Source organism: Bradyrhizobium sp. (genome assembly GCF_027307225.1).
Classification (GTDB): domain Bacteria; phylum Pseudomonadota; class Alphaproteobacteria; order Rhizobiales; family Xanthobacteraceae; genus Bradyrhizobium.
On record NZ_DAHUXJ010000142.1, the window covers coordinates 84,123 to 99,061 of the forward strand.

General features: G+C 61.3%; 17 protein-coding genes and 1 tRNA gene. 8 read left to right on the forward strand and 10 right to left on the reverse strand.

Features of this window, described 5'->3' with window-relative positions; translation table 11 throughout:
• Positions 1-22 precede the first annotated feature (22 nt).
• Positions 23-1,372, reverse strand: coding sequence for a 3-phosphoshikimate 1-carboxyvinyltransferase (gene aroA, locus M6D32_RS23850; protein WP_298260920.1), 1,350 nt, complete (start codon positions 1,370-1,372; stop codon positions 23-25).
• A gap of 122 nt (positions 1,373-1,494) precedes the next feature.
• Here aroA and M6D32_RS23855 point away from each other — a divergent pair, with 122 nt between their 5' ends.
• From M6D32_RS23855 to M6D32_RS23865, 3 genes are all read left to right on the forward strand, one after another.
• Entirely contained in the window at positions 1,495-1,905 is a 411-nt protein-coding gene (locus tag M6D32_RS23855; protein ID WP_298260922.1) for a TIGR02300 family protein, read from the forward strand.
• 105 nt (positions 1,906-2,010) lie between these two features.
• Positions 2,011-2,086 (forward strand) — tRNA-Ala (locus tag M6D32_RS23860).
• 241 nt (positions 2,087-2,327) lie between these two features.
• Positions 2,328-2,567: a GIY-YIG nuclease family protein gene (locus M6D32_RS23865; protein WP_298260958.1), complete on the forward strand. Its 240-nt coding sequence runs from the start codon at positions 2,328-2,330 to the stop codon at positions 2,565-2,567.
• 15 nt (positions 2,568-2,582) lie between these two features.
• Here M6D32_RS23865 and M6D32_RS23870 read toward each other — a convergent pair whose 3' ends face one another.
• Positions 2,583-3,044: a MarR family transcriptional regulator gene (locus M6D32_RS23870; protein ID WP_298260924.1), complete on the reverse strand. Its 462-nt coding sequence runs from the start codon at positions 3,042-3,044 to the stop codon at positions 2,583-2,585.
• Positions 3,045-3,369: 325 nt separating this feature from the next.
• Between M6D32_RS23870 and M6D32_RS23875 the strand changes: the two genes are divergently transcribed.
• The 4 genes from M6D32_RS23875 to M6D32_RS23890 all read left to right on the forward strand — a co-directional run bounded on the left by M6D32_RS23875 (position 3,370) and on the right by M6D32_RS23890 (position 6,055).
• Positions 3,370-3,795, forward strand: a complete 426-nt coding sequence (locus M6D32_RS23875) for an organic hydroperoxide resistance protein (protein ID WP_298260926.1) — start codon at positions 3,370-3,372, stop codon at positions 3,793-3,795.
• Between the two features lie 125 nt (positions 3,796-3,920).
• Entirely contained in the window at positions 3,921-5,120 is a 1,200-nt protein-coding gene (locus tag M6D32_RS23880) for a CaiB/BaiF CoA-transferase family protein (RefSeq protein ID WP_298260928.1), read from the forward strand.
• A 195-nt stretch (positions 5,121-5,315) separates the two neighbouring features.
• Positions 5,316-5,741 carry an Hsp20 family protein gene (locus M6D32_RS23885; protein WP_298260930.1) on the forward strand — a complete coding sequence of 142 codons (426 nt, stop codon included), beginning with the start codon at positions 5,316-5,318 and terminating at the stop codon, positions 5,739-5,741.
• A gap of 50 nt (positions 5,742-5,791) precedes the next feature.
• Complete coding sequence (locus M6D32_RS23890; protein ID WP_298260932.1) at positions 5,792-6,055, forward strand: DUF1150 domain-containing protein; 264 nt, start codon at positions 5,792-5,794, stop codon at positions 6,053-6,055.
• Between the two features lie 245 nt (positions 6,056-6,300).
• Here M6D32_RS23890 and ptsN read toward each other — a convergent pair whose 3' ends face one another.
• The 8 genes from ptsN to M6D32_RS23930 form a co-directional block, all read right to left on the reverse strand.
• Entirely contained in the window at positions 6,301-6,762 is a 462-nt protein-coding gene (ptsN, locus tag M6D32_RS23895) for a PTS IIA-like nitrogen regulatory protein PtsN (RefSeq protein ID WP_298260934.1), read from the reverse strand.
• 337 nt (positions 6,763-7,099) lie between these two features.
• A complete protein-coding gene (raiA, locus tag M6D32_RS23900) occupies positions 7,100-7,693 on the reverse strand; it encodes a ribosome-associated translation inhibitor RaiA (protein WP_298260936.1) in 594 nt (197 codons plus the stop codon).
• Positions 7,694-7,750: 57 nt separating this feature from the next.
• Positions 7,751-9,385, reverse strand: a complete 1,635-nt coding sequence (gene rpoN / locus M6D32_RS23905; RefSeq protein WP_298260938.1) for an RNA polymerase factor sigma-54 — start codon at positions 9,383-9,385, stop codon at positions 7,751-7,753.
• A gap of 297 nt (positions 9,386-9,682) precedes the next feature.
• Positions 9,683-10,693 (reverse strand): LPS export ABC transporter ATP-binding protein, encoded by a 1,011-nt coding sequence (lptB, locus tag M6D32_RS23910; RefSeq protein ID WP_298260940.1) that lies wholly within the window; start codon positions 10,691-10,693, stop codon positions 9,683-9,685.
• 353 nt (positions 10,694-11,046) lie between these two features.
• Positions 11,047-11,739 carry an LptA/OstA family protein gene (locus M6D32_RS23915; protein WP_298260960.1) on the reverse strand — a complete coding sequence of 231 codons (693 nt, stop codon included), beginning with the start codon at positions 11,737-11,739 and terminating at the stop codon, positions 11,047-11,049.
• Between the two features lie 79 nt (positions 11,740-11,818).
• Positions 11,819-12,556, reverse strand: a complete 738-nt coding sequence (gene lptC, locus M6D32_RS23920; protein ID WP_298260942.1) for an LPS export ABC transporter periplasmic protein LptC — start codon at positions 12,554-12,556, stop codon at positions 11,819-11,821.
• A 552-nt stretch (positions 12,557-13,108) separates the two neighbouring features.
• Positions 13,109-13,735 (reverse strand): ribonuclease D, encoded by a 627-nt coding sequence (locus tag M6D32_RS23925; protein WP_298260944.1) that lies wholly within the window; start codon positions 13,733-13,735, stop codon positions 13,109-13,111.
• A gap of 123 nt (positions 13,736-13,858) precedes the next feature.
• A complete protein-coding gene (locus M6D32_RS23930) occupies positions 13,859-14,017 on the reverse strand; it encodes a hypothetical protein (RefSeq protein WP_298260946.1) in 159 nt (52 codons plus the stop codon).
• Between the two features lie 490 nt (positions 14,018-14,507).
• Here M6D32_RS23930 and M6D32_RS23935 point away from each other — a divergent pair, with 490 nt between their 5' ends.
• A complete protein-coding gene (locus M6D32_RS23935; RefSeq protein ID WP_298260948.1) occupies positions 14,508-14,738 on the forward strand; it encodes a hypothetical protein in 231 nt (76 codons plus the stop codon).
• Positions 14,739-14,939: the final 201 nt, after the last annotated feature.

The window sequence follows — 14,939 nt, forward strand, 5'->3', positions numbered from 1 at the left end:
CGTTCTGGCTATAGGCGCAAGGCTAAATCAACTCCGCCCCGAGCGAACGCATCATCGTAATAAAATCCGGAAAGCTGGTGGCGATGAAGGCGGTATCGTCGACCTTGATCGGCTTGTCGGAGGCGAGCCCCATCACCAGTGCAGACATCGCGATCCGGTGATCCATGTGGGTGGCAACGAGACCGCCGCCGGGCACATGGCCCTTGCCTTCCACGATCAGGTCGTCGCCTGAGATCTCGACCTTGATGCCGTTGACGCGCAGCATGTCGGCGGTCGCGGCGAGCCGGTCGGATTCCTTGACCCGCAATTCGCTCAAGCCCCGCATGATGGTGGTGCCCTCGGCAAAGCCTGCGGCGACCGCCAGCACCAGATATTCGTCGATCATCGAGGGTGCGCGTTCGGGCGGGACCTCGACGCCCCGCAGCCGCGAGCCGCGCACGCGCAATTCCGCCATCGGTTCGCCGGCATCGGTGCGGACATCGCGCTCTTCGATCGATGCGCCCATCTCGCGCAAGGTCGTGAACAGCCCGGTGCGCAGCGGATTGGTCATGACGTCGGAGAAAACGAGATCGGACCCTTCGACGATCAGCGCCGCGACGATGGGAAAGGCCGCCGACGACGGATCGGCGGGCACGACGACTTTCTCACCGTGCAATTCAGGCTGGCCGGTCAGCGCAATTTTTCGGCCATGCGCGCCTTCCGGCGTCGAGGCAATTTCCGCTCCGAAATGCCGCAGCATCAGTTCGGTATGGTCGCGGCTGGCTTCGTTTTCGATCACGGTGGTCACACCCGGCGCGGCAAGCCCCGCGAGCAGCACCGCCGATTTGATCTGCGCGGACGCCACCGGGGTCCGATAGGTGATCGGTAGCGGGTCACGCGCCCCGGCGAGGCTCAGCGGCAGCCGGCCGCCGTCGCTGCCCTTCGTCACCCGCGCTCCCATCAGTTCGAGGGGATCGAGCACTCGCCGCATCGGCCGGGACCGCAGCGAGGCGTCGCCGTCGAACACCGCCGTGATCGGGCAGCCCGCAACCGCGCCCATCACCAGCCGGCAGCCAGTGCCGGAATTGCCGAAATCGAGCGGCTTGTCCGGCTCGGCGAAGCCGGTAACACCCACCCCTGTGACCTTCCAGGCGAAATCGCCTGATCGTTCGACCCGGGCCCCAAGGGTGCGCATCGATTTAGCGGTATTGAGGACGTCTTCGCCTTCCAGGAGGCCCGATATTCGGGTTTCTCCGACCGCCAGCGCACCCAGAATCAGGGAGCGGTGCGAGATCGATTTGTCGCCGGGAACGCGGACTTTTCCGGCCAAAGGACCGCTGGAGCGGGCTTCCAGGGGGGTTTTTCGATCGGCGGCGCGATCCGAATGGGTCAAGATTATGTCCTTTGGTCTCAGCGCAGGCTTCCGCCGTGATCTTCCGTAAAGCACTATTGACAGCGGCGCGCCAACTAGCCAAGTGAAGCACCGCTTTTCGAAAGATTCCCAGGATTCCGCACGTGGCCAAATCCGATCTCGGAACCAAACGCATTTGCCCGACGACGGGCAAGAAATTTTACGACCTCAACAAGAACCCGGTGATATCGCCGTATACCGGCGAGGTCGTGCCGATTGCGCCAGTCGCGCCGGCCCGGGCGACACGAAGTGATGCGCGCGCCGCTGCTGCTGCCGCCGAGACGACGCCCGGGCCCGTAGAGGCCGAAGAGACGGTGTCGCTCGAGGAGGCTGATGCCGAGGAGAACACCGGCAAGGTCAAGGCCGTGGTGCCTGAATCGGAAGACGACATCGAGGTCGACGAGACGATCGAAGACGACGATGACGACGACTCCACCTTCATCGCCGACGACGAAGAAGGCGACGAGGACGTCACCGACATCATTGGCGACGTCAGCGGCGACGAGGAGACTTGAGATCGACCCTGATCTGTGATCAGGGTCGAGTGAAATGCGACGCGCGTCGCCCAAGGCGCGCGGAGAGCATGATCCGGAAAGGATCGCGCTAAAGGCTGAAATTACGGGGCCATAGCTCAGCTGGGAGAGCGCTTGCATGGCATGCAAGAGGTCGGCGGTTCGATCCCGCCTGGCTCCACCACGCTCCGCCCTTCGGGCTTCGCGTGGCGCAGCCACAAGATGCCCGAAGGGCGGAGCGTGGTGCCCGGCGTAGCCCGCAGGGCGAAGGCGGGCCGGTGGTACTCGACTCCTTTTCTATCCACGTTATTGTGTTTGCGTTGTAGTGCAGCCCCGTGCATCGCACGGCGCAGCCACAAGATGCCCGAAGGGCGGAGCGTGGTGCCCGGCGTAGCCCGCAGGGCGAAGACGGGCGATCAAAGGCGATATGGTATGTCTACATCATCCGCAGCGCCAGTTTTCCCGAGCAAGAATACGTTGGCGCGACTTCCGACCTGAAGCGCAGGTTGCCCGAACATAACGCTGGGAAATCGGCGCACACCGCAAAATTCAAGCCTTGGAAGTTGGTTTGGTACTGCGCATTCCCGGACAAGTACAAAGCGCTGGCTTTTGAAAAGTATCTCAAATCCCACTCCGGCCGCGCCTTCGCCAGAAAGCGCTTCTGACGCCAACACCGGCCCCTACTCCCCAACCATCGCATTGAGCCGGTCACGCAGCGCGACGATTTCGTTCTTCACCGCCGTCAGTTCCGCGACCGAGCATTGCGCGGCCGCGAGGATCGACGGCGGCACGGCGCGCGCCTTGTCCTTCAGCCCGCTCCCTTGCGCGGTCAGACCGATCAGCACCTGCCGCTCGTCCTCGGTCGATCGGGCGCGCTTGACGAGCCCCGCCTGTTCCAGCCGCTTGAGCAGCGGCGTCAGCGTACCGGAATCAAGATGCAGCCGCTCGCCGATCTCCTTGACCGGCACGCCGGCACGCTCCCACAGCACCAACATGACGAGGTATTGCGGATAGGTCAGGCCGAGGCGGTCGAGCAGCGGCTTGTAGACGCGGTTGAAGGCGTGGGATGCGGAATAGACGGCGAAGCAAATCTGGTTGTCGAGCCGTAGTAATTGGTCGGAGACCAGCGGTTTTCGCGCCATTTTCGTTATTCCCTGTCACGATTCCCGGTCATTGTGGGCTAGTGCGCGGCGGTCCAGAAGTCCGCATCATTGCTATCGCGGGCTCGTCATGCGGACTTCTGGACCAAAGCCGCACTAGATTAAAATAGGTTTACTAGTGTCCTTTCGATTCCGAAGTTCGAAACGTGGCCCCGCAAAATGCGACGAACTTCGGAATCGGGACACTAGGCGAGCGACGTATTCAATTGCGGACAATTAAGTGTGAGGTCATGTTATTTACATTTCACACAATCTAGTTGTTTGCAATACAGATAGGCGCTAAGCCAACCAACAGAGGAGAAGCCCGATGTCCGTGAATGTGCTCTACAAGACAAAGGCCAAGGCCACCGGCGGCCGCGACGGCCATGCTGCGACGCTCGATGGCGCGCTCGACGTCAAACTCACCACGCCGAAGGAACTCGGCGGCGGCGGTGGCGCCGGCAACAATCCCGAACAGCTTTTCGCCGCGGGCTATGCCGCCTGCTTCATCGGCGCAATGAAATTCGTCGCTTCGCAAGGCGGGGCGAAGGTTCCGGCGGACGCGTCCGTGACCTCGACGGTCGGCATCGGACCGCGTTCCGAGGGCGGGTTTGGCCTTGAGGTCGCGCTTGAGGTTTCGCTGCCGGGCGTGCCGCGCGCGGACGCGGAAACCCTGGTCGCCAAGGCGCATCAGGTGTGCCCGTACTCCAACGCCACGCGCAACAACGTCGACGTTCGCCTGACGGTTGTCTGATCTCATTCCCGCAGAGCGCTCCGCCATGAGTGGTGGGGCGCTCTGCTGGAAAAGCATTTGATGCAGCCTCGGAAGCCCGATAGCTCTCAGATCTTCCCACCACGGATTTGAGCCAAGGGTTTTCGATGACTGAGACGAATTCGGGCGCGATGACGGGCCTGCGCGTGATCGACCTCACGCGCGTGCTCGGCGGCCCCTATTGCACGCAGATTCTCGCCGACCACGGCGCCAACGTCATCAAGGTCGAGCCGCCGGCCGGTGACGAAGTGCGCGATTGGGGTCCGCCGTTCCACGGCGAAGACGCGGCGTATTTCGTCGGCATCAACCGCAACAAGCGTTCGATCGGCCTCGACCTCGCTTCCGAAGGCGGCCGCGCCGTGCTGATGAAGCTGCTCGGGAGCGCCGACGTTCTGATCGAGAATTTCAAGCCGGGCACGCTCGACAAATGGGGCATCGGCAACGACGTCTTGCGCGCGAAATTTCCACGGCTCGTTCATTGCCGGATTTCCGGTTTCGGCGCCGACGGGCCGCGCGGCGGCAATCCCGGCTACGACGCGATCATCCAGGCGATGACCGGCATGATCATGGCGACCGGCTCGCCGCAATCAGGCCCGACGCGGATCGGGGTTCCCGTGGTCGACATCACGACCGGGCTCTATGCGGCGATCGGCATCCTGATGGCGTTGTCAGAGCGGCAGCGCTCCGGCCAGGGACAGTTTCTCGAAACCACGCTGTTCGAGACCGGCCTATCGGTCATGCATCCGCACAACGCGAATTATTTCATGCACGGCAAGCCGCCCGCGCTCACCGGCAACGAGCATCCGAATCTCGTGCCGTATGCGATCTTCCCGACGCGCACCGACAACATCTTTATCGGCGTCGGCAATGACGGCACCTTCCGCAAACTAGCCAAGGAGATCGGCAAGGGAGAACTCGCCTCCGATCCGCGCTTTGCCCGCAACCGCGACCGTGTCGCCAATCGCGAGGCGTTGCGCGAGGAACTCGCCGCCGTCTTCAGCCAGTACGATGCCGAGCCGCTCTGCGATCGCCTGCTCGCCGCAGGTCTCCCCGCAGGTCCGGTGCAGTCGATTGACCAAGCATTGACCAGCGCCCACGTCGCCCATCGCGGCGATGTCATCGAGAAGGACTGGTACAAGGGGGTGGCCTCGCCGATCCGCATGTCACGCAGCAAGGCGAGCCTGCGCAGCCTCCCGCCCAAATTCGGCCAGCACACCGCCGAGGTGCTCGCCGAATTCGGCTACTCGAAGCCGGAGATCGAGGGCTTGTTGGCCAATGGCGTGATCTCTACTCAACGCCGCCGCTAACGATTGGCCGCACTTTGCGTAACGCTTTGAAAAGGCCTTTGGGGAAAGCTTCTGGCTGCCTTCAAGGGGTGCTTGAACAGCCCCGGATGATGCCCATATTGGTTTGGCCGGAGGGTGAATCCACCTTCAGGTCGTTAAGGGGTGCCGCAAGGGCCCCGAAAACTTCAAAGTCGCTTCGAGAGGACTTTGTGAACTATGTCTCGTGTTCCCTCGTTATCGAGTCCGTTTCTGCTGGGATTTGACGAAATCGAGCGTGTGCTCGATCGTGTCGTCAAAGGCGCTGACGGCTATCCTCCCTACAACATCGAGCGTTGCGACCGCGCCAATGGGCAGCCCGAGCGGCTACGCATCACGCTCGCGGTCGCCGGATTTACCCGCGACCAACTTGATGTAACCATTGAGGAAAATCAGCTCGTCATTCGCGGACGCCAGCAGGAGGAAAAGGCCCGGCAATACATTCATCGCGGCATCGCCGCGCGCCACTTCCAGCGCACCTTCGTGCTGGCGGAGGGGATGCATGTGCTGGGCGCGGATTTGAAAAACGGGCTGTTGTCGGTCGATCTGGCCCGGCCCGAGCCGGAAAGGGTCGTTAAGACAATAGCTATCAATGAACACGAATAATGGAACGAGTAGCGGACTCGACCGCTTGGACTTGAGAAGGAGTCGAGACCATGACTGAAGGTAATGTCGCTTTAGAACCTCGCGTCTCCCTGGAGACGCTGGCTAGCCTCGGCGAGGGCCACATCGCCTATGTGAAACAGATCCGCTCCGAAGACGTGCCGGGCCTGTTTCCGGAGGCGCCTGAGATCGAGCCGGGACTGAAACTGTTTGCGCTTCACGCCGCCGACGGCACGCCGATCATGCTGACCGACAGCCGCGAAGCCGCAGTCGCAAATGCCTGGAGCAACGAATTGCAGGCCGTCAGCGTCCACTGACGCACGCGCAGCAAAACGAATTCAAACAACGGCGGGCTTGCCTCTCATGGGAGGCGGTTCGCCGTTTTCATTTCCAAAGGCAAGACCCCGCCGTCATCGCCCGCGAAAGTGTGTAGCCCGGAGGCATGGCGGGCGATCCAGTACGCCGCGGCTCATCGGCTTAACGCGCTACGGTTTCTGGAATACTGGGTTGCCCGGTCAAGCCGGGCAACGGCAGCGGGTTGAACCGGATTGGACGAGAAGGATTACGCCGCGCTGGCCGGCGGCAGGGCCAGCACTGAATAGATGGCCTGGGCCTCGCGCGAGGCGCGCAGCTTCTTTGCGACATCCAGGTCGCGCAACAGCCGCGCAATACGCGCCAGGGCCTTCAGGTGATCGGCGCCCGCGCCTTCCGGCGCCAGCAACAGAAAAACCAGATCGACCGGCTGACCATCCATCGCCTCGAAATCGATCGGGCGCTCCAGCCGCGCGAACAGGCCGAAGATTTTTTCCAGCTTGGGCAGCTTGCCGTGCGGGATTGCGACGCCGTATCCGACCGCCGTGGTGCCGAGCTTCTCACGCTGCAACAGCACTTCGAAAACCGAGCGCTCGTTCTGTCCCGTCAGCTCCGCGGCGCGCGCTGCCAGTTCCTGCAGCGCCTGCTTCTTGCTGTTGACCTTCAATGCGGGGAGAATCGCCTCGGGTGCGACCAGATCGGTAATCGTCATGGAACGTTCCGAGGTAAATTGCGCGGTAAAGCGACCGTCAGGTTGCGAATGGACGCCGGCAGGCGAGTGAGATGGTGAAGGCGGCCGCCCACCACCTCGGTCCTAATTGGGTGGGCTTCTACTCCAACACAAGAGCGGTGCCAACACCCGTAAAGATACCGCCACCCCGCATCGTTAAGGGCGCGGAACATAGGGACGGTCCCTCTACTCGTCAATGCCGATTTTCCCACAGAAGAGGTTGGGGCCGAATCGGCATGAAGCGTTAGTTTGCTGTTTTACCATGATTTTTCGTAAAACGGTTTTCCCCCTGATCGCCCGCGCGCGTGGATTCGCCACCTCAGTCCCCCGACTTCACCGCAGGAGGGTCGATCCAGCCGACATGGCCGTCCGCCCGACGGTAGATGATGTTCACCCGGCCGGAGGAACCGTGCTGGAACACCAGACAAGCCGCGCCGGTCAGATCGAGTTCCATGACCGCTTCCGACACTGACAGCCGCTTAAGGGACGTCGTCGCTTCCGCGATGATGACCGGACTATAGCCGGCGACCTCTTCGTCGCTCTCCCCGGGTGCCTCGATCACGTAACTCGGCGCATCGAGGGTCGCCAGCGCTTCCGAGGCCGCGTGCGCCTTGCGGGCCGAGCGGTCCTTCAGCCGGCTCTTGTAGCGGCGCAAGCGCTTCTCGATCATCAGCAGCGCCTGGTCGGCGCTGGCATAGGCGTCGGCCGCATTCGAATCGGCTTCCAGCGTGATGCCGGAATCAAGATGCAGCGCGCAATCGGTGCGGAAGCCCGAGCCGTCCTTGCTCAGCGTGATGTGGCCCGAATAATTGCCGTCGAAATATTTGCGCAACACCTCGTCGGTGCGATCGGAGAGACGTCCGCGCAAGGCCTCGCCGATGGAAATACTTTTTCCAGAGATCCGGAGACTCATGGTGTGCCCCAATCGTTAGGCGTACCCAAACACTATTCCGATTCCCGCAGGACGCAATCAGGCGGGCTGAGGGTCGCGGGATCGGTCGGCAGATGAGGGAGGAGCGGACAGGGCATTGCCGAGCATACCTTGTTTGTCGCGACGCCGCTGCACCGACGATGGAATCCGCATCGCCTCGCGGTACTTGGCGACGGTACGGCGGGCAATATCAATGCCGGTTGCGCGCAATCGTTCCACGATCGTGTCGTCGGAGAGGATCTGCGCAGGGTCTTCAGCTTCGATCAGCTGCTTGATGTGGTGACGCACCGCTTCCGCCGAATGCGCTTCGCCGCCGTCGGCGGACGCGATCGACGCGGTGAAGAAATACTTCAGTTCGAAAATGCCGCGATTGGTCGCCATGTATTTGTTGGCGGTGACGCGCGAGACCGTCGATTCATGCATCTGGATCGCGTCCGCCACCGCTTTCAGGTTGAGCGGCCTCAAATGCGCCACGCCGCGCGTGAAGAAGCCGTCCTGCTGGCGGACGATTTCGGTCGCAACCTTCAGGATGGTGCGGGCGCGCTGGTCCAGCGCGCGCACGAGCCACGTCGCGTTTTGCAGGCAATCGCTGAAATAGGATTTGTCGCCGTCCTTGCGGATCGTCTTCGACAGTTCGCTGTAATAGCTCTGGTTGACCAGGACGCGCGGCAGCGTCTCGCTGTTGAGTTCGATCAGCCAGCCGCCGTCGGGGCCGGATCTGACATAGACGTCCGGCACCACGGTCTGCGCACGCGACGCGCCGAACTTCAGGCCGGGTTTCGGATCGAGCCGGCGGATTTCACCGATCATGTCGGTGATATCTTCATCGTCGACGCCGCACAGTTTGCGCAAGGCCGCGATATCGCGCTTGGCCAGCAGTTCGAGATTTTCAACCAGCGCCCGCATCGCCGGGTCGTAGCGGTCGAGTTCGCGCAGCTGGATTGCGAGGCACTCGCTCAGGGAGCGCGCACAGATGCCAGGCGGGTCGAATTTCTGCAGCACGGCGAGCACCGCCGCGACGTCCGCGTCCGTTGCGCCGAGCCGCTCGGCTGCTCCTGCGAGATCCGCTGGCAGATAGCCGGCTTCATCGACCAGATCGATCAGATACTGGCCGATCATGCGCTGCGCCGGCGCGGTGAAGGCTACCGCCAGTTGTTCGGCGAGATGACCGGCCAGCGTCACCTCGGCTGCCGCGAAGGCCTCGAGATTGTAGCTGTCGTCGTTGGAAGCGCCGCCGCCCCATTCGGTATAGGTGGTAGGTGCGGAGTCCTGCGCGTTGCGCGCGGCGACCTCCGCCGGTTCTTCCGCAAACACATTGTCGAGCGGCGTATCGAGGGTTTGTTCGATCTCGGTCCGGTTGCCGAGATCGCGATTCATCCAGTCCTCCTGGACCGGCTCGAAGCCTTCGGCGGTGGAATCGGACGAGGCGGCGGAAAACTCGTCATCAAAGCCGCCATCCGCCGCCTCGGCCGCGCCTGCCACCGGCTCCCCGGCAACGGGCGGCTCCGGACCGTCGCTTTCCCGCTCCAAAAGCGGATTTCGCTCCAATTCGTCCTCGACGAAGGCGGAAAGGTCGAGATTCGACAGCTGAAGCAGCTTGATCGCCTGCATCAACTGCGGCGTCATCACCAGCGACTGCGACTGGCGGAATTCTAGTCTCTGCGTCAGTGCCATGGCGGCAAGTGCCCACTTTCCGAAGTTCGTGCTCCGCCTCGGCACCCACCTTTCACGAACTTCGGAAAGTCACGGGCACTAGCAAATTTACGGTTCTAGTGCCGCTTTTCCATGTGAAGTTCCTGGATTGCATTTGCCGCTTGTGGTGCAGGAACTTCAAATGGCCGGCGCGAGAGCCGATTCGGAAGAACTTGGTCCGATTCTTGCTTAAACTAGTCGCCAGCCGATGTACACGGCTTGACTCCACGGAAAAAAGACCGATGGCACCGGCGGTTTAAGGCCGGTTAATAGGGGTGGTCAGAGCCGGAATTCCTCGCCGAGATAGAGCCGGCGGACATCGGGATCGCTGACGATCTCGTCAGGGCTGCCTTCGGTCAGGATCTCGCCGGCATAGACGATATAGGCGCGATCGGTCAGCCCGAGCGTTTCGCGGACATTGTGGTCGGTAATCAAGACGCCGATGCCGCGATTGGTGAGGTGACGGACAAGATCCTGAATGTCGCCGACCGCAATCGGGTCGATGCCCGCGAACGGTTCGTCGAGCAGCATGTAGTTCGGGCGGGTCGCCAGCGCGCGCGCGATTTCAACGCGCCGCCGTTCGCCGCCCGACAGCGCGATCGACGGCGTCTTTCGCAGCCGCGTGATGTTGAATTCGTCGAGCAGCGAATCGAGCTCAGCCTCGCGCTTTTTGCGCGAGGGTTCGACGACTTCGAGCACCGCGCGGATATTCTGCTCCACGGAGAGGCCGCGAAAGATCGAGGCTTCCTGCGGCAGATAACCGATGCCGAGCCGGGCGCGCTGATACATCGGCAGCTTGGTAACGTCGTGGCCATCGAGCTCGATGGCGCCGCGGTCGGCCTTGATCAAGCCGGTGATCATGTAGAAGACCGTGGTCTTGCCTGCGCCGTTTGGCCCGAGCAGGCCGACGGCCTCGCCACGCCGGACATAGATGCTGACCCCACGCACGACCTTGCGGGTACCGAAGCTCTTTTCCACGCTATGCACAGCCAAATAGCCGGCGCGAGGTGCCTGCCGTGGCGCGGCCGCTCCGTTGGTCCTGGGCGCGGGTCTGGGCGCTGCCGGTTTGGGGGGAGCCGGGCGCGGAGGCGGGGATGGATTTTCGACCCGCGGCAATTCGAGCACTGGCGAGGGCGCGGTGCGGGCGAGCGGTGGCGCGTCGCGCACGGGGTTTGTCAGCATGTCGCCCATCCGGTCGCCTAGCGCGGTGATATCTTCGCGCGAGCGCGCAAAGCCCACCTTGCCGCGTTTTGCGGGACGCCGCCGGAACATGCCGAGTAAATCCACCATCCCCGCTTCGTCCGAACCCTCTCACAAGTTCCGCTGGCGATGATTCGCCCGCCCGGCGTGAATCAACGGATACCCCTTGCCCAGCGGACCGACCGCCGTTTTCGAAGCGCGTGACCCCGCGAAGCTAGTGCGGTGAATTTGAAGTTCCTATCAGTTTCGCGGTAACCTCATCATAGGAACTTCAAATTCTAAACCGCACTAGAATCATATAATTGGCTAGTGCTCCTTTGATTCCGAAGTTCGTAAACGTGGAGTCGCAATATGATACGAACTTCGGAATCGGAGCACTAGATACAGGCTCGGGCCGCCCCCTTCAACCGCGCGCTCGTCGCCCTTTTTTCAAGCTATTGAGACTACCTTGGTTTATTTGGGGCCAGGGATTGCGGCGCGCCCGGCTGGGGCGGCGAAGGTTGCCCGCCCGGCAGCGCCGGCCCGTTGCCATTCTGGCCGGACGATTGAAACAGGCCCTTGACCCGGCCAGTGTCCGATTCGACGCGCGAGACACCAGTGGTCATGTCGACCAGCAAGCGGTCCCCCGTCAGCACGTTTTTGCCCTGGGTCAGCACCACGCCGCTCGCCCCACCCATCATCGTGATCAGGTTGGTCTTGGTGTCGAACACCGCGCTTTCGCCGGTCACAATCTGATCCTTTTGCGTCACGATGACATCGCCCTTCGCCTCAAGCCGCCTGATCGACGATGCGCCGCCCGGACCCGGCGTTGAGGACTGCATCGGCGCGGATTGCGCGGGCGCCGATTTGCCAGCAGCGGAGGCCGATTTGCCGGACGTCCTGGCGTTGGCCGGCATTGCCGGCTGCGCGTTCTGATTGCTGGATTCGTAATAGACGACCAGGACCTTCGAGGTCATGGTGGTGTCGCCCTGAACCACCTTCACGTTGCCGGTGAAGGTCGCCTCCTTTTTCTTGTCGCGCATCTCGAGCGAAACCGATTCGATCTGGATCGGCTGATCGCGATTTTGCGAAAAGCCCTGCATGGCGTTGGGCACGCCGGTCACCGTGCTTTGCGATGCCGCCTCGCCGGGAGCCATCGCGAATGCAAAAACCGCGCAGGCGAAGCCAGCTGCAAAGCGGCCCTTGAGAAAACTCGTGCGGAACAGCGTCATCGCATCACTTGGCGTTGGAGGATTTGGCGGCGGACCGCGCTTTCGCAGGGCGCGCCGCCGGCTGCAGTGGCTCCGGCGGCGGGGCGTCGGCAGAGGGCGGCAACTTGTCGATGTTCATCACCACATGACCGTCGAAGCGAACGGTTTCACCACCGCCTAGCACTTTCATCGTGTCGGCAGAGATCTTTCCGTCGGCCCATTTGACATCGACATGCTCGTCCGATGTCACCGTGTTCTTATTCATGTCGACGAAGGCCTGGCTGAGCCACGCTTCATATCCGTTGGTGGTCTGGACATAGATGTCCTTGTGCAGGTTAAGCAGTTGCTGCTTGGTGTCCATCCGTCCGTTGACCGCCTCCAGCGTGACGGTTGATTGATCTTCCATCAGCATCTTGCCCCGCAGCGTGTGCAGATCGACGTGATCCGGGTCGGTCACGTCCTGGACGGCGGTATTGGCCCAGACCTCGTAGGGACGCTGGTCCTGCGAATAGCCCGCCAAATGTGGCGATTCCATCGTGACCTTGGTGCCCGAGATGACGAGGTTGCTCATGTCGACCGGCAACTTGGGCAACAACATCCGGAACGGGTTGTAGACCGACACCACGACGATGGTGGCGAGCGACAGAATCACGGCAGCAGGAACCGCGACCCGCAAGACGCGCACCATCCGGCTGTGGCGCGCCGCCATCGCAAAGCGCACCTCCATGGCATCCTGGTAGGCGGAGTTCTGAACCGAATTCACGAGATCCTAGTGCCCACTTTCCGAAGTTCGTGCTCCATCGCAGCACCCACTAACACGAACTTCGGAAAGTCATGGGCACTAGAAAACCTACTGATTCTAGTGCCGCTTTTCTATTTGAAGTTCCTGGGTCGAATTCGCCGCTTGTGGTGCAGGAACTTCAAATAGGCGGCACTAGTATTCCGACGTTCGCGAGAGCCCAGCCATTTTATCCTGACGGTACCGGGTCCGACACACTCCTTTTCACCTAGTGTGGCGCCCTGACGTTCCGTTCAGTCTTACAGCGACCTCTTCAAAGGAACGTCAGGGCCAAAGCCACACTAGAAAACCAATATTTCCTAGTGTCCCTTTGGTTCTGACATTCGTAAAACTGCCCGTCTCGGTATCATACGAATGTCAGAACCGGGACACTAGTGTGTCGGAAAAGGGGCGAGAAGCCGTTCATTTGATCAAGCAATTGCTAAGCAAACGTCCAGCAAAACGGCAGCAAACGTCGACCGCTCACACTCACACTAGAATCTTATTACCAGATCATCCGGCGGCGCGATGTGCTGCTCACGAATGCGCGAAAATGTCCTCGGCTTCCCAGCCTTGCAGATCGAGCCTGGCCCGCGTCGGCAGAAAAGCGAAACAGGCCCGCGCCAGGTCGAGGCGGCTTTCGCGCGCCAGCATCTCGTCAAGACGTTCACGCAGCGCATGCAGATGCAGGACGTCGGAAGCGGCGTAGGCAAGCTGCGCTTCGCTGAGAGCCGACGCGCCCCAATCGCTCGATTGCTGCTGCTTCGAAAGTTCGACGTTGAGCACCTCGCGCACCAGATCTTTCAGGCCATGGCGGTCGGTATAGGTGCGCGAAAGGCGGGAGGCGATCTTGGTGCAGTAGACCGGCTCGGGCATGACGCCGAACGCGTTGTAGAGCGAGGCAAGATCGAAGCGGGCGAAATGAAAAATCTTCGTGATCTTGGGGTTGGCGAGAAGCGCCTTCAGATTCGGCGCATCATTCGCGTCCTTGCCGTGATCTTTCGGGATCTGCACCACGTCCGCGCTGCCATCGCCGTTGGACAACTGCACGACGCAAAGGCGGTCGCGATGCGGATTGAGCCCCATGGTCTCGGTATCGATCGCCACGGCGTCGGTATAGCGGGTGAGATCGGGCAGGTCGCCGCGATGCTGGCGTACGGTCATAAATTCGAGGCCTCTGGTCGATTCGGAGCAAAGTTAAAGCTGGCCGCGACACTAGCGCCCAATCTCGCAAGAGGCGAGCGGCACGCACCCGCTGCGAAGCCGCTCCTTAAGCCAAGAATCGTCTCAGTCCGCCTCGATGTCCGGCAATTTCGGCGGTTGAAGCTCGCTGCTACTGGCCCAGCGCTCCAGATTTTCGATGATTTTCTGGTCGCTCGGACGCAACGGCTTCGGGGCGTCCGGCTCCCGGGATAGCGCGCGTGGCAGCTTGAGGTGGTCGGCCATAGGAAGTCCTCCTTCCACCCAGCCATGATGACTCTCCCGTAGCGCAAAATCAAACATAAGCTATTGTATCTATTATAAAATTTGTTTAACTGGCTTGTTTGCTGGAACCTTTGACAGCTACACTTTGGGCTACTCACAAACTTATTGATTCTAGTACCGCTTTATCGATCTGAAGTCCCCGATCGAATCCGCCGCTTATGGTGCAGGGACTTCAGATTGGCGGTACTAGCGTCCGGCTTCAGAAGTTCGCCTCATTTTGCGGCGCTTTTGAACCATCCCGGTGACCGGTTTTGTACCGGTTTTGCAGGCTGCCAAAGCGCAGACCGGGGGTCGTGATATGATCCGCGTCATGATTGAACCGCGTCGCCCTGAACGTTGCGCCACGATCAAGGTCTATTCCAGACCGTGCATCGAACCTCATCGCAAGAGAGGATGGGAGCTTGTCCTATGGACAGGCAATGCCTTCGACCATTCGACCCCGTTTCGGAAAATGCTGACCGATATTGCGGCGGTGTTAGCTAAGGAAGCACCGACCTCGATCGAATTGCCGGGCTATCTGGCCTCGGAGGATGATGTCGAAGGCCTGCTTCGATTCGGCGACGAGAAGATCGGCATCTATTACGAGCACTCGCTCAGTTATCTTTCGCTGATGAGCAGCAACGCCAGCGTACTTCAGCGGATCGCGGACCGGCTTCAGCCGCTGGTGGCGCTCGCCGCGTGAGCTGCGTGGCACTCAAATCGAAGGGCAGGGTGCCCACGACCGCACTGGATCAGCTAGTCCGAAGTTTGCGTTGCCGAATCGAGCAACCGACTGATCTGACTCACGATTCTCGAAAATCGCCTTTTCCGCTACTGGACACGCAGTTCGCTGCTGTGGAGCTTCGAATCGAATCACAAATTGGATGATTTGTGAACATCGGCG